General features: G+C 64.4%; 13 protein-coding genes, 1 tRNA gene and 3 pseudogenes. 8 read left to right on the top strand and 9 right to left on the bottom strand.

Translation table 11 applies throughout. From position 1 onward, the window contains the following. Positions 1-64 precede the first annotated feature (64 nt). On the bottom strand, positions 65-727 hold the full coding sequence (locus ACTGJ9_RS22000) for a glutathione S-transferase family protein (protein WP_456672814.1): 663 nt from the start codon (positions 725-727) through the stop codon (positions 65-67). 124 nt (positions 728-851) lie between these two features. Between ACTGJ9_RS22000 and ACTGJ9_RS21995 the strand changes: the two genes are divergently transcribed. Next, a complete protein-coding gene (locus ACTGJ9_RS21995; protein WP_456672813.1) occupies positions 852-1,568 on the top strand; it encodes a DUF599 domain-containing protein in 717 nt (238 codons plus the stop codon). A 95-nt stretch (positions 1,569-1,663) separates the two neighbouring features. On the opposite strand, the pseudogene ACTGJ9_RS21990 reads toward ACTGJ9_RS21995, so the two are convergent. From ACTGJ9_RS21990 to mgtE, 4 genes and pseudogenes are all read right to left on the bottom strand, one after another. Continuing rightward, positions 1,664-2,558 (bottom strand): annotated as a pseudogene (locus tag ACTGJ9_RS21990) (hypothetical protein). Between the two features lie 50 nt (positions 2,559-2,608). Further along, on the bottom strand, positions 2,609-3,427 hold the full coding sequence (locus ACTGJ9_RS21985) for an aldo/keto reductase (RefSeq protein WP_456672812.1): 819 nt from the start codon (positions 3,425-3,427) through the stop codon (positions 2,609-2,611). Positions 3,428-3,568: 141 nt separating this feature from the next. Then, a complete protein-coding gene (locus tag ACTGJ9_RS21980) occupies positions 3,569-3,880 on the bottom strand; it encodes a helix-turn-helix domain-containing protein (protein WP_456672811.1) in 312 nt (103 codons plus the stop codon). A 238-nt stretch (positions 3,881-4,118) separates the two neighbouring features. Further along, positions 4,119-5,540, bottom strand: coding sequence for a magnesium transporter (gene mgtE, locus ACTGJ9_RS21975; protein ID WP_456672810.1), 1,422 nt, complete (start codon positions 5,538-5,540; stop codon positions 4,119-4,121). A 75-nt stretch (positions 5,541-5,615) separates the two neighbouring features. Here mgtE and ACTGJ9_RS21970 point away from each other — a divergent pair, with 75 nt between their 5' ends. Both ACTGJ9_RS21970 and ACTGJ9_RS21965 read left to right on the top strand, forming a co-directional pair. Beyond that, positions 5,616-6,422, top strand: a complete 807-nt coding sequence (locus tag ACTGJ9_RS21970) for a polysaccharide deacetylase family protein (protein ID WP_456672809.1) — start codon at positions 5,616-5,618, stop codon at positions 6,420-6,422. Positions 6,423-6,602: 180 nt separating this feature from the next. After that, positions 6,603-7,858 (top strand): annotated as a pseudogene (locus ACTGJ9_RS21965) (polysaccharide deacetylase family protein). Between the two features lie 10 nt (positions 7,859-7,868). Here the strand turns inward: ACTGJ9_RS21965 and ACTGJ9_RS21960 are convergent. Then, positions 7,869-8,243, bottom strand: coding sequence for a hypothetical protein (locus ACTGJ9_RS21960; RefSeq protein ID WP_456672808.1), 375 nt, complete (start codon positions 8,241-8,243; stop codon positions 7,869-7,871). A 229-nt stretch (positions 8,244-8,472) separates the two neighbouring features. On the opposite strand from ACTGJ9_RS21960, the gene ACTGJ9_RS21955 reads away from it, so the two are divergent. Then, the gene (locus ACTGJ9_RS21955; RefSeq protein ID WP_456672807.1) at positions 8,473-8,730 is read left to right on the top strand and encodes a hypothetical protein; all 258 of its coding nucleotides are present in this window, start codon (positions 8,473-8,475) and stop codon (positions 8,728-8,730) included. Positions 8,731-8,903: 173 nt separating this feature from the next. Here the strand turns inward: ACTGJ9_RS21955 and ACTGJ9_RS21950 are convergent. Further along, positions 8,904-8,987, bottom strand: a tRNA-Leu gene (locus ACTGJ9_RS21950). Positions 8,988-9,128: 141 nt separating this feature from the next. Then, positions 9,129-9,371 carry a FliM/FliN family flagellar motor switch protein gene (locus ACTGJ9_RS21945; RefSeq protein WP_008141759.1) on the bottom strand — a complete coding sequence of 81 codons (243 nt, stop codon included), beginning with the start codon at positions 9,369-9,371 and terminating at the stop codon, positions 9,129-9,131. 82 nt (positions 9,372-9,453) lie between these two features. Here ACTGJ9_RS21945 and lipB point away from each other — a divergent pair, with 82 nt between their 5' ends. Next, positions 9,454-10,191, top strand: coding sequence for a lipoyl(octanoyl) transferase LipB (lipB, locus tag ACTGJ9_RS21940; RefSeq protein ID WP_456672806.1), 738 nt, complete (start codon positions 9,454-9,456; stop codon positions 10,189-10,191). A gap of 196 nt (positions 10,192-10,387) precedes the next feature. Further along, a pseudogene (locus tag ACTGJ9_RS21935) lies at positions 10,388-11,099 on the top strand (DNA helicase). 10 nt (positions 11,100-11,109) lie between these two features. On the opposite strand, the gene ACTGJ9_RS21930 reads toward ACTGJ9_RS21935, so the two are convergent. Then, positions 11,110-11,532 carry a tautomerase family protein gene (locus ACTGJ9_RS21930; RefSeq protein ID WP_456672805.1) on the bottom strand — a complete coding sequence of 141 codons (423 nt, stop codon included), beginning with the start codon at positions 11,530-11,532 and terminating at the stop codon, positions 11,110-11,112. A gap of 111 nt (positions 11,533-11,643) precedes the next feature. Between ACTGJ9_RS21930 and ACTGJ9_RS21925 the strand changes: the two genes are divergently transcribed. After that, complete coding sequence (locus tag ACTGJ9_RS21925) at positions 11,644-12,498, top strand: LysR family transcriptional regulator (RefSeq protein ID WP_456672804.1); 855 nt, start codon at positions 11,644-11,646, stop codon at positions 12,496-12,498. 237 nt (positions 12,499-12,735) lie between these two features. Continuing rightward, on the top strand, positions 12,736-14,256 hold the full coding sequence (locus ACTGJ9_RS21920; protein ID WP_456672803.1) for an ATP-binding protein: 1,521 nt from the start codon (positions 12,736-12,738) through the stop codon (positions 14,254-14,256). Positions 14,257-14,258 lie beyond the last annotated feature (2 nt).

Genomic DNA, 14,258 nt, shown 5'->3' with positions numbered 1-14,258 from the left:
GTCTCGGATGATTGAGCGCCGCGAGCCGGCATGCCGTCAAGCGACGCTCAATCACAATCCTGATTCAGACAGTCTCGAACTTTTCGATGACAAGCGTTTCGGCGAGCCCATCGCGGGTCCATTCCTGGAACGCCGGCATCGCCATCATCGTGTCCATGTAGGCCTTGGTCTCCGGCGTGACCTCGATGGCGTAAGTCCGGAATCGATGCACGACCGGGGCATACATCGCATCCGCCGCGCCGAAGCGGCCGAAAAGGAACGGCCCGCCGGCACCGTAGCGGGTCCGGCACGTGCGCCAGATCTCCTGCACGCGCGCGACGTTGGCCCTGGCGTCCGCCGACAGCGTCACCGGACGCACGGGACGGTGGAGGTTCATGCCGCATTCGTTGCGCAAGGCCATGAAGCCTGAATGCATCTCGGCGCACACCGAACGAGCAAACGCGCGGGCCGCGACATCATCGGGCCACAGCTTCACTTCCGGATAACGCTCCGCGAGGTACTCGATGATCGCAAGCGAATCCCACACCGTGATGTCGCCGTCGACCAGCACCGGCACCTTGCCGGCGCGGCTGAAGGACAGGATCTGCTCCTTGTCCTCAGGGTTGTCGGTGTAGAGCGGGATGACAGTCTCCACGAACGGGATATCGTTGGCGCGCAGCGCAAGCCAGGGCCGCATCGACCACGACGAGTAGTTCTTGTTGCCGATCGCGAGCTTGAGCGCTGCCATGTCCGGGTCCTTCCGTAAGTCCTCTTGGATGCGGCTGCTTTTAACGCCATCGGCTGCCGCCAATCAATCGTTGCCGCAACCTACCATGCATGCCAATCGTTGCGATCCTTGCGAGGAGAGAGACATGAGCAGGCATTGGGTCGACATCACCGCCGTCGGCTTCTTCATCATCGAATGGCTGGTCTATGCCGCAACCCTCGAGCATTCCGCCTATGGCCGCGACAGCCTGTCGGCGCGGATGAACCGTTATCGCGAAGTCTGGGTCCGCCGTCTGCTCGACCGCGAGACGCGCATGGTCGACATGCAGATCATGGCCTCGCTCCAGAACGGCACCGCCTTCTTCGCCTCCACCAGCCTGTTCGCGCTCGGCGGTGCGCTGGCGCTGCTGCACGCGACCAACGACGCCATCACCATTCTGGGCAAGCTGCCGATCGACCTCAGTCCGTCGCCGGCGATGTGGGAGCTGAAATGCGTCGGGCTGGTGCTGATCTGCGTCTATGCCTTCTTCAAATTCGCCTGGGCCTATCGCCTGTTCAACTATGTCGCGATCCTGTTCGGCGGCATGCCACCGGCTGCGCTGCGCGACACGCCGGAGGCCGAAGCCCACGTCGTCCGCACCTCGCGCGTCTTCGAATCCGCCGGCCGCCATTTCAATCGCGGCCAGCGCGCCTTCTTCTTCGCACTCGGCTATCTCGGCTGGTTCGTCAGCCCCTGGGTGCTGTTCGTGACCACGGGTGCCGTGGTGATCGTGACCTGGCGACGGCAGTTTGCGTCCAGTGCATGGGCGGCGATGGCGCCGGATGTGATGGTGGACGACGGAGCGCCGAAGCGCGGTCATTGAGCCCGGCTCTCGCCCTGCGTTCATATGGCTCGCGAGCGAGCGCCGAACGTGATCGCTTTAGCCCGGATGGGGTGAAGCGAAATCCGGTCCACGAACTACGACCCGAAATCCCCCGGCGTGAATGACAGGTCCATCACTTTCCATTCCTCGTACTTGTCAACGGGCAGCATCTTGTAGGGCTGGCAAGCCTGCAGCGCGCTCATCGCCGATTCCACGATGGCCACGCCCTTCGCCGATGGCGGGGCCTCGATCAGGATCGGCGGGCGCGCCAGCGAGCCGTCGGTGGCGAGCACCGCACGCAGCCTGATGCGTACGGCATCGGCCGGTGCGACACCGGCCGGAAGTTTCGAACAGCTCCTCAGGTGCCGGCGAAGCTCGGCAACGATCTCGGGCGGCAACTTGGCGCCGATCGAGATCCTTGGCATCGCCGCCGTCATCCTTCGGCGCATCTTTCGGCGCGGGCGGCAATTCGGGCGGAAGGCCCAGCATCACCCCGTATTTGACCGTGACGTCAGGCTCCGGCGCCCGATACGCCTGTGGCGCGGCCTGCGGCATTGCCGGCGACGGCGGCTGAGCCGCCTGAGGCTGAGGCGGCGGCTCTTGCGGCGTCATCTGCGATGGCTGGGGCTGAGGCTGCTTCTGCTGCGGTTCCTGCGAGGCCTTCTGCGGCAATGATTGCGACGCCGCCTTCTCCTTGGCCGGCGCAGACTTCAGTGCAGCGTCCGGCTTGTCGTTGATATCCAGCTTCGGCAGCTTAAGCTCGGGGAGCGGCTCAGGCGGTTTCTCCTTAGCCTTCTCTTCGGCCTTTTCCTCTGCCTCGGCCTCCTCCTGCTTCACCTGCTCCGGCGTGACGATATCGACCGCGACAGTCTCGGGTGGCGCGGAATGAAACGGACGGACCTCGCTGATCACGATGATCAGCGCCACCAGCGTCAGATGCGCGATGGCTGACGCCGCAATGTCCGTCCGTATGATCTTCCGCGGTTCCATCGCCCGATCTTGGGTTGCCGGCCTGCTCCTAGCATACCGGAACAGCCCCCTCAATCCCATTTCGGCGCGAAGCCGAAATCGGTCAGGCGGCCTTTGGGGCTGGCAAGTGCGGCGACCTGGGCCATCTCGTCATCGGAGAGCTCGAAATCGAAGATTTCGATGTTTTCCGACAGACGCTCGACACGCGAAGTTCGGGGAATCGCGGACACATTCTGTTGCACCAGCCAGCGCAGGCAGATCTGCGCCGGTGTCTTGTGGCGGGCGCGGCCGATACCGGCGAGCGTCTGGTCGGCCTTGATGCGGCCCCTGGCGATCGGGCTGTAGGCAACGAGCGCCATCCCATGCTGGTCGCAGGCCGCCCTCACCTTCGCCTGATCCAGATAAGGGTGATATTCGACCTGGTTGCAGACGAGCGGCTCGGGTGACAGCGCGACCGCCTGCTCGATCAGCGCCACCGTGAAATTGGACACGCCGATGTGGCGTGTCAGGCCCATGCGCTTGGCGTGCGCCAGCGCGCCCAGCGTCTCCTCCAGCGGCACATGCGAATTGGGCCAGTGCAGCAGCACGAGGTCGACGGCGGGAAGCCTCAAGCGCACCAGGCTTTCCTTGATCGACCGTTCGAGATCGTGGGGCGCGAAATGGTTGGTCCAGACTTTTGTGGTGACGAAGACGTCATCGCGGCGGACACCGGAGGCGCGCACTCCATCGCCGACCTCGCGCTCATTGTCATAGACCTGGGCGGTGTCGATGTGGCGGTAACCGAGCCGCAGCGCCTGCTCGACCACGCGCGCGCAGGTGCGGCCGCTCAGCTCCCAGGTCCCGAGCCCGATCGCTGGAATTTTCGCGCCATTGGCCTCGACGAACAGCATGAGGAATCCTCTCTGTTGCGGCAGCCCCCAGATGTCGTCACCGGCATCATTATGGACCCGATCCGTCGGAGTGCAACTGAGCACGCCGAGCTCGGGCCTGGATCTTCAGCGCAATGCTAACGGGAGGTTCGCGTCAGGTCTTCAGGCTTTGGCGAGCGCCTGGAACACCGTGTCGGGCGCATGCGCGATTACAGCCAGCAGTGCGCGAGCGGGTCCGCGCGGGGTGCGCTTGCCCTGCTCCCAGTTGCGGATGGTCTCGACCGGCACGCCGAGCTTGGCGGCGAACTCCATCTGCGTGAGACGGGCGCGCCGGCGCAAATCGCGCACCGCGAGCGAACCGGCCTCTGCCGCCGGAGTCTCGACCGCAGACGCGACCGGCTGCACGGGAAACTCTTGCCCGTCCCGCAACTCAACGACCCGTCCGTCCGCCTTCAGCCGCAACCGCATGCTCATTCCCCCAAGCGCGAGAGATCATGCGGCAGCACGCTTAAGGTGGGATTAAAGAAGGTCTCGTTCCCGGACGCGACCGAGCCTCGTCAGTTGAGGGGCCGTTACTCACCCCGTCATTAAGAGGCAGCTCTTGCGACGAAAGCATCCAGACTGTCACCATGGAGGGATGCTGGATTGCTTCGCTTCGCTCGCAATGACCAGAGAGCGCGGCGCCCCGGAATGACGGAGCAGAGGCGCGAGACTACTTCAACCCGAACCACAGCGTGGCGATGCCGAGGAAGGAGAAGAAGCCGACGACATCCGTCACCGTCGTCACGAAGGTGCCGGAGGCCACGGCCGGATCGGCCCTGACGCGTTCGAGCGCCATCGGGATCAGGATGCCGCCGAGCGCGCCGGCGATGAGGTTGCAGATCATCGCGAGCCCGATGACGATGCCGAGGCCCGGGATCTTGAACCAGGCCACCGCGGCGATACCGGTGATCACGGCAAAGGCAACGCCGTTGATGAGACCGACCAGCGCCTCGCGGACGACCACGCGCCAGGCGTTGGAGGAGCCGAGCTCGCGGGTCGCAAGCGCCCTCACCGCGACCGTCATGGTCTGGGTCGCGGCATTGCCGCCCTGACTCGCCACGATCGGCGCGAGCACTGCGAGCGCCACCATCTGTTCGAGCTGGCCCTCGAACAGCCCGAGCACGGAGGACGCCAGGAAAGCCGTGGCGAGATTGATCAGCAGCCAGTTGAAGCGGCCGCGCGCGATGGTGAGAAAGGTATCCGATAGCTCTTCGTCGCTGGTGACACCGCCGAGCGCCTTGAGGTCCTCGTCCGCCTCTTCCTCGATGACGTCGACGACGTCGTCGACGGTGATGACGCCGACCAGGCGGTCCTGGGTGTCGAGCACGGGTGCTGCGACGAGGTTATACTTGCCGAACATGCGCGCCACTTCCTCCTGGTCCTCCAGGACGGAGACGCGGCGGCGATCCTCGTCGGTCAGCTCGGTCAGCGGCACCGGGCGGCGCGCGCGTAGCAGCACATCCAGCGGAACTGCGCCCTGCCAGTGCTGGTCCTTGTCGACGACGTAGATCTCGTAGAAGCGGTCCGGCAGATCGGGCGTATCGCGCATGTAGTCGATCGCCTGCCCGACCGTGAAATCCTGCGGCACGGCGATGAACTCGGTCTGCATGCGCCGGCCCGCGGAGTTCTCCGGATACAGCAGGCTGCGCTCGAGCGCGACGCGCTCCCGCAGCGGCAGCTTCTCGAGGATCTCCTCCTGCTCCTCCTGGTCGAGGGTTTCGAGCAGCTCGACCGCATCGTCGGATTCCAGTTCGCGGACGCCCTCGGCGACCGTCTCGGGCAGCAGCTCGTCGAGGATCTCCTCGCGGACGCTCTCGTCGACCTCGTTCAATGCGGAAAAGTCGAAGTCGCGCCCCGTCAGCTCGACCAGGCGGACACGATGGTCGGGCGCGAGCGCCGCAATGAGATCACCTAGATCGGCCTCGTGCAGGTCCGCGACGCAGGCGCGCAGCGCGGCGCTGTCGGCGGCCTCGATCGCATGCGCAATTTCCTCGACGAATTCGTGCCGAATTTCGCCATCTTCATTGCGCATCGGGACGTGGTCGAGTACCAAGCTCTCGGTGGAAGCGGCGCCATCCATATGCTCGTCCATGGGACGCCTCGCCGTTGACTGGTTGATCGTTTGGGTTGACGGTCAGGCAATACCCACAAGGCAATCGCGAGCGCAATGGCAAACATGCGTCGACCAAACTGGACATCGATCATTGTGGGCCCGACTCTCGCTGCCGTCGCCGCGATCGGCTCAGTCCAAGCCGCGGATTGCCCGCGCAGCGATGCGCTCGGCACGTCCCGTATCCTGAGCGTCGATGCCAAGACCACGCCGCGCGTCGGACTGAAGAGTTTTCCGCAGACGCTGCCGCTCGCGGATCACGAGGTGGTCCTGACCTTCGACGACGGCCCGCATCCGCCGACGACGTCCAAGGTGCTGGCGGCGCTGGCGCAGGAATGCGTGCGCGCGACCTTCTTCCTGGTCGGCCGGAGCGCCGCCGAACACCCTGACCTCGTCAAGCGCATCGCCCGCGAGGGTCACACGATCGGCCATCATACCTGGTCGCATCCGTACATGGCCCGGATCCCGGCAGATGCGGCGAAATACGAGATCGACCGCGGCATAGCCTCTGACGAGATGGCGCTCCACGGGGTCTCGACGTCGACGCCGTCGACGCCGTTCTTCCGTTTCCCCTATTTCGAACAGACGCAAGCCCAGCTCGACCTGCTCCAGTCGCGTGGCATCGTCGTGTTCGGGGCTGATCTCTGGGCCAGCGACTGGAATGACATGACGCCGGAGCAGGAACTCAAGCTGATCACCGAGCGCGTAGCCGCCGCCCGCAAGGGCATCATCCTGTTCCACGATGCCCAGGCGCGTACGGCGGCCATGATGCCGGCCTTCCTCCGGTATTTGCGGGAGAACGGCTTTCACGTGGTTCATTTGGTTCCGGCGGGCACACCACAGCTGAACGCCGCCGCGCGTTGATGCCGGAATGTCACGCCTGACCAAATTGGGGTGATTTAAGGCCTGTTAACACTCCGTTCATGCTACGCCCTGCAAAGATCGAGGGGGACCCCTGGCGGTGAAAGGTCTTTGCGCCTGAACCGTTTCCTGATGTCTCCGACCTACCATGGCGGCAAACGCAGATGAGGGCAGACCGGGTTCATGATCGGCAGTAGCGTTGCTTTTCGGACGCGATCGTGGACAGTCCTGCTTTTGGGGTTGCTGACCACGGCATCGCCGGCGGCCTTGGCCGCCGAATGCCCCGGCCATCCCGGCGCACTCGGCACCTCCCGCACGCTTGTCGTCGACCCGCATGAGCATCCGCGCATCGGCACCATGCAGTACCGCGAGACGCTGCCGCTGAAAGACCACGAGGTCGTCCTGACCTTCGACGACGGTCCGCTGCCGAAATATTCGAACCAGGTGCTCCAGATCCTCGCCGACGAGTGCATCAAGGCGACCTTCTTCATCATCGGCGAACAGGCCAAGGCGAACCCGGAAGGCGTGCGCAAGCTGGTCGCGGCGGCCACACCGTCGGCACGCACAGCATGAACCATCCGCTGACATTCAACAAAATGCCGCTCGACAAGGCGGAGGCGCAGATCAACGGCGGCATCGAGTGGGCGTCGGCTGCGATGACCGATCCGTCCAAGCTCGCGCCGTTCTTCCGCATCCCCGGCCTGATGCGCGCCGAGGGCGTCGAAAACCTGCTGATCTCGCGCGGCATCCAGGTCTGGAGCGCCGACTTCCCAGCCGATGATTGGCGTCACATCTCGTCCGATCGCGTCTACCAGCTCGCGATCCAGCGCCTGGAGGCCAAGGGCAAGGGCATCCTGCTGCTGCACGACATCCAGGCGCGCACCGTGGCCGCGCTGCCAAAGATCATCCGCGACCTGAAGGCGCGCGGCTATCGCGTCGTTCACGTGGTGCCCGCGACCGCCGACCAGCCGGCAACGCCGACCACGGCCGTGGAGTGGCTGCTGCATCCGCCGACGGAAACGACGCCGATCGCGCGCTGGCCTTCCGTGCCGAATTTCGTGTTCACGCAGACCGCGACGCTGCCTGCGCCTGGCCTCGCCGATCTCAACACGCAGACCGCGCACCAGCCGCTGGTGTTGCCGCGCAAGACCATGGCGCGGGCCGATGTCGCCGCCACCCTGCCCGCGCCCGCGCGCGATCTCTTCGCGATCCCCGAGGGCACGGTCGAGGTGCTGCTGTCAACGACCTTGTCGCGACGGGCTGCAACCCGGCTCGCGATGGCAGCCGAAGCACCGCGTGCCGGCAGGGGCAAGGGGGCCAAGATGCAGACCCGCCGAACCGCGCATGCTGCACACCCAGCGCCGAAGCACGCGGCTCAAGCCAAGAGCACGGCGCCCCGCCCCACCCGCGTCGCCACCAGCGTGAAGAAGCGGGCCTGAGTAAAAACTGTTACTGCCGCATGATGTTGGCGACGCAGAGCAGCACGATCAGCGCCAGGAAAAACAGGTCCATGTAGGACTTGAGCTCGCCGTCACGGCGCAGCCGGGCCACGTCGGCCACGGCCTGCTTGCGCGCACTCGTTCCGCCCGAGCCATCATTGATCGGCCCCTGCAGACGCTTGGTCTCGGCTTCCAGCTTCTCGATCTTCTGGAAGAAGTAGAACGCACGCAGCGTCGAGGCCGAGCGCATGCCGCTATAGACCAGCACCAGGATCGCGAGGATCGCCCGGTTCTGATATTTCTCCATGAAGTTCAGGCTGAAATAGACCAGCGCCATGAATGCGAAGTTGGTCAGGAAACGGTAGACGAAGCTTAGAAAGACCATGCTGGCTCCAGCCGAGAGAGGTCGCGCGGGGCCCGTCTACGCCAACTTTGTTTCAACAAGGATATCATCGCCCGCGTGCCGCCGCCTTTTAGCCACGCGCTGCCATAATGCAAGCGAGAGCGCAGCCGTTCGCCGTATCCTACGCGCCGCGGCTCGATGGAGATCCGACTGAAGCTACGGTAGACTGTTGCCGCTGCCTCACGTGAGGTCTGCGGATTGGGGTCTGCCGATGCCGAAGAAGGGAATCACGGGCCACGACGATTGGGTTCTCACCGAGGCACTCGCAACCGCGCTGGTCGCGCTGGAACAGCTCGAGGCCAAGCACCAGCCAGGCACGCATATGGAGGACATCCGCAAGCTGCTGTCGAACGGCAAAGAGCCGGCCGCAGTGAGCCTGCATCTCGCCCAGGCCAAATGCCGCCTGTTCCCCGACCTCGATCCGCTCGAGATCTACCGCGAATACGGAATTGGCGAAGAATATGGCTAGGTGAGACCTGTTCGCAGGCGCCTCTGCGCCGCTTCTTTCGTCCGGGATTCCGCCTGGCCGGTATCGGCCGCCACCCCTGTGTGCCCGACAGGTATATCCCTGTGGATAGTCTGGGGAGGAGCCGCGCAAAAGCGCGCCCTGCGGGCCTGAAAACTTGAGCAGTTTTAATTGGATGGTGCGCTCGGAGGGACTCGAACCCCACGATTTTACTCACTGCCACCTCAAGGCAGCGCGTCTACCAATTCCGCCACGAGCGCTTTGGGGATGCCGGCTTGGGGCTTGAGGCCTGCCGGATCAACGGCGCCGATCTAACAAATCCATCAGTGGGGTACAAGCCTGCAAAGGCCCCGAATTCCACAAGCTTGGCAGGAAAATTCCTGCCCCGCCCCTGATCGGCCTTATCTCGTGCCTTGCGTCCGCGGCAACATCTGCTTGACCTCGACGGCGATGCGGTTGCGGTCGACCAGAACGACGCCGGAGGCCACCGGCAGATTGTTGGCGAGAACCTTGACCTCGTCGGCCTCGGTTGCGTCCAGCTCGATGATGGCACCGCGAGAAAGACGCAATACTTGATGGATCGGCATGGTGGTTGTCCCGAGGACGACCATGAGATCCACGGTGACTTTGTCGAGAGTAGGCACTGTCAGCACCACCGCAACTGGAGACTTACGCCAAAGGACTTGGCATTTGCGCCTGTGATCATCACCACGTTATGGTTAGCCAATGGTTAATTTGCCCAAAAACCCTCGCCAAGAGCTCGATTTGAGGTCGTTTTCCGCCACCGGCGGCGCGCCCGTCGCGTGGCGAATCTCGGACGCTCCCGTGCCCTATCCGGAGGCGGTGGCCGCCATGGAGGCCCGCGTCGCCGCCATTGCGGCGGGCGAGGCACCCGAGCTGGTCTGGCTGCTCGAACACCCCCCGCTCTACACCTCCGGCACCTCTGGCAGGGACTCCGACCTGCTCGATCCGCGATTCCCGACCTTTGCCTCCGGGCGCGGCGGGCAGCTCACTTATCACGGCCCGGGACAGCGGGTGGCCTATATCATGCTGGACCTCAAGCGCCGCCGGCCGGACGTCCGCGCCTATGTCGCAAGCCTGGAGGAACTGATCCTGAAAACGCTCGCCGCCTTCAACGTCCGCGGCGAGCGGCGCGAGGACCGGGTCGGCGTTTGGGTGAAACGGCCCGACAAAGGGCCTGAGCACGAGGACAAGATCGCGGCGATCGGCGTGCGGCTGAAGCGCTGGGTCTCGTTCCACGGCATCGCCATCAATGTGGAGCCGGAGCTTTCGCATTTCGCCGGCATCGTTCCCTGCGGCGTTGCCGATCCTCGATATGGCGTAACGTCGCTGGTCGATCTCGGCCAGTTGGTGACCCTGGCCGATATCGACGTCGCGCTTCGGCAGGCTTTTGAAGAGCTGTTCGGGCCGACACGCGCGCTGCTGCCGGAAGCAGCCGCCTGACGCTTTCCTGTTGGAGGCGCACCGCGCGCGTTCTCCACGGCCACGGAATCGGTTACGCTTGTATCAGGTGCCGCCCACGCCTCCCCTCCGCCGGGACAGCAGACTTCATGCCGGGCGACTAAACCCTCGGACCGACTGTTCGAGCGCCAGGCATAAGGAGGGATTGCGCTTCTGCTCGCAATGGGAGGTTTTGACCATGAAGTTGTCTGCACCGATCTATCATCTGAAGCGAAAAGCGAAGCGCCTGTCCCGCGACGAAGGCATCCCGCTGCACGCCGCGCTCGACCGCATTGCCGCGACGGAAGGGTTTTCCGCCTGGAGCATGCTCGCATCGAAAGCGGCCGCCGCGACACCGGCCAACAGGCTGTTTCCGCAATTCAAGCCCGGCGACCTTGTGCTGGTCGGGGCGCGTCCCGGTCAGGGCAAAACCTTGATGAGCCTTGAGCTTGCCGTGGAGGCCATGAAGTCCGGCAGTCGTGCGGCATTCTTCTCACTCGAATACACCGAGAAGGACGTGCTGGACCGCTTGCGTGCGATTGGCGTGGAGCCGGCGGGGTTCGACAAGCTCTTCGAGATCGATTGCTCCGACACGATCAGCGCGGACTACATCGTCAAGCAAATGGCGACAGCGCCTCGCGGCACGGTCGTTGTGATCGATTATCTGCAACTGCTCGACCAAAGACGTGAAAACCCTGATCTGACGGTTCAGGTGCGCGCGCTAAAATCCTTCGCGTGCGACAAGGGGCTGATCGTCGTCTTCATCTCGCAGATCGATCGATCCTATGACCCTCCGTCAAGCCCTGCCCTGATCTCAGCGATGTCGGCTCCCAAATCCGCTGGACCTGAAACTGTTCGACAAGATGTGTTTCATGAACAATTCCGAGGTTCAGTTCTGCGCGGCGAGCTGACGGCGAAGCCTCACGCCGGAGCCAGCGACACGTTGAGCTTGCCGGCGATGTAGCGGCGTTCCTGGGTCAAGCCGCCAAAGCCATAGGCGTCGCCCTTGACCTCGTCGACGTGCAGATAGGTTTCGGGATGCAGCGGGCCCAAAATCTCGGCCATGCGCTTGAACATCGCAGCGAGATAGGCCGCCTTCTCGTCCTTCGTGTTGGTGCCCTCGGTGACGTGGATATCCATCCAGTAGCTCGCTAGCTTCTGCTCGGCCAGCGACCTGCCGCCGGCGAACCAGTCGCCAGCATCGACCGATTTCACGATGATGGCGGTGACCTTGGGATCCTTGTGCAGGATCTTTGCGGTGAGCTCGGAGACGGCGTTGGCGATGTCGGTCTTCAGCGAGGGCGACTGGCGGGAGGTGGCGTAGGACACGGTGATCAGGGGCATTGTGGTTCTCCTCAAGATGTCGCGCTGTTTGCGCGGCGTTGGCAAGAAGCTAGACCTCTCCGCGTCATTTTGGTACCTTATCTGTATTGATACCAGTGATAACCATTCGTAATGCCAGCGACACTCGACATAGCCACCGTCCAGGCCTTCCTGCTGGTCGCTGAGCTCCAGAGCTTTACCCGCGCCGCGGAGGCGCTCGGCACGACGCAGGCAGCGGTGAGTCTGAAGCTGCAGCGGCTGGAGGCGCTGCTCGACAAACGTCTCGTCGAGCGTTCGCCGCGCGCGGTCCGGCTCACCGGCGACGGCGCCGGCTTCCTCGATCGCGCCCGCGCGCTGATGGCAGCGCATGACCGTGCGCTATCGGGCGAGGCACCGGCCGCGCAGTCGCTCTCGCTCGGCATCTCCGATCACGCCGCAGGCCCTGAACTGGTGCCGCTGCTGGAACGCCTGCACGCGATGTCGTCAAACCTCACCCTCGCGGTCACCATCGGCTTCTCGCGCGAGATGCAGGATGCTTATGATGCGGGCGAGCTCGATGCCGTGATCGTCCGCCAGGAGGGCAGCCGCCGCGGCGGCGAGAAGCTGACCGAGGACGAGTTCGGCTGGTTCGCCGCACGGCGCTTCGCGCTGCCAAAGGGCGAGCCGCTGCCGCTTGCGACGCTCGCCCCGCCCTGCGGCGTTCGGGCCCTCGCCGTGCGCGCGCTCGACAAGGCTGGTCTCGCCTGGCGCGAGCGTTTCGTCGGCGGCGGCGTCACCGCGGTGGTAGCAGCCGCGCTTGCCGGGCTCGCGGTCGCTCCGCTGGCGCGGCGGATCGCGCCTCCCGGGCTGATCGACATCGGGCCGGCGCACAAGCTGCCGAAGCTCGGCATCTCGAACGTCATGCTGCATTCGAAGGTCAGCGATTCAGGGAAGCTCGCGGCGCTGCGTGCAGTGGCGGCGACGTTTCGAAGTGTGGCCACCATCTGATATCACCTCCACTGATCGAGGCTGGCGATCAGCATCACCCCGGCCCCTCTGCAGGAACACTCATGCGGCCGAGCCGGCGCATCGCCGCAAGATCCCTGACGCCGCAGAGCGCCGCGCCAGCCAAGGACCGCGATTGCAGCCCTGCATACCGACCGCAGTTTTTGCCTAAAAACGTCCCAGAGAAAGGAACCGAAACGCCCTCTTGAACGTTTGCCCCCGTCGAGGCGGGGTCCGGGAATGATAAAAAAATCCAGTCAACAGAGGGACTTGTTCGAAAGCGAGCGGAGTTTTCGGCTGTTGGTGAAAGGAGTCGCGGACTACGCGCTCTACATGCTGGATCCTACCGGCATCATCACGAGTTGGAATATCGGCGGCGAGCGGATCAAGGGCTATTCGCCCGAGGAGATCATCGGCCAGCATTTCTCGCGGTTCTATACCGAGACCGACCGCGCCAACGGCAAGCCCGCGCGGGCCCTCGGCATTGCGCGAGACCAAGGCCGCTACGAGGAGGAAGGCTGGCGCGTCCGCAAGGACGGCACTTTCTTCTGGGCCAGCGTCATCATCGATCCGATCCGCGAGAACGGCGCCCTCGTGGGCTTCGCAAAGATCACCCGCGACATCACCGAGCGGCGCAATGCCCAGATCAAACTCGAGGCGATGCAGGCGCAGCTTGCGGAGTCGCAAAAGTTCGATGCGCTCGGCCAGCTTACCGGCGGCATCGCGCACGACTTCAACAACCTGCTGATGATCATCAGCGGCAGCCTTCACGTCCTGAAGAAGGGCGATCTCGACGATTCCAAGTTCCAGCGCGCGATCTCGGCGATCGACATCGCCACCAAGCGCGGCGCCGCGCTGACAGGACAGCTCCTGACCTTCGCGCGGCGGCAGAGCGTCAATCCGCAGGCGATCCATTTCGGCGACCGCATCGAGGCCATCCGCGAAGTGCTTCACGCCGGCGTCGGCAGCGCGGTTCACCTCGCCTTCGACATCGAACGCAAGGTCTGGCCGGTCAAGGCCGACGTCTCCGAGTTGGAGACGGGACTGCTCAATCTCGTCATTAACGCCCGCGATGCCATGCCCGACGGCGGAACGGTGACGATTGGCGCCCACAACATCGTGCTGGACGGTCCGCTCCACAGCGGCGAATTCGTCGCCATCACCGTCGCCGATACCGGTGTCGGCATCCCCTCCGACGTCGTCGACAAGATTTTCGAGCCGTTCTTCACGACGAAACCGGTCGGAAAAGGCACCGGCCTCGGCCTGTCGCAGGTGCACGGATTTGCGCATCAGGCCGGCGGCACGATCAAGGTCGCAAGCGAGCTTGGCAAGGGCACCACCTTCACTATCCTGCTGCCGCGCGAAACCGCGATCACGCCGGCCGAGGCCTTCGAAGTAGCGCCGGTGCGCGGCAGCGGCACGGTGCTGCTGGTCGAAGACAATCCCGATGTCGCGATGGTCAGCATTGGCCTGCTGGAGCAGCTCGGCTATCGCGTGCGCCAGGTTGCGGACGCCGAATCCGCGTTGCGTGAGGTCGAGACTAACGGCGTCGACCTCGTCTTCTCCGACATCGTCATGCCCGGCAATATGGACGGGCTTGGCTTGGCCCATCGCCTGCGCCAGATCCGCCCCGACCTGCCGATCCTGCTCGCCAGCGGCTACAGCGAAGCCGCCGCCAGCGTGCGCGGCGATTTCCCGATCCTGCGCAAGCCGTACGAGATCCACGAGCTCAGCGAAGCGATCGCGAAGCTGCCGCGGTGATG

It is taken from the genome of Bradyrhizobium sp. RDM12 (genome assembly GCF_051917485.1).
Lineage (GTDB): Bacteria > Pseudomonadota > Alphaproteobacteria > Rhizobiales > Xanthobacteraceae > Bradyrhizobium.
Note: the sequence above shows the minus strand (reverse complement) of the source record. Positions and strands in the feature narration are given on the sequence as shown.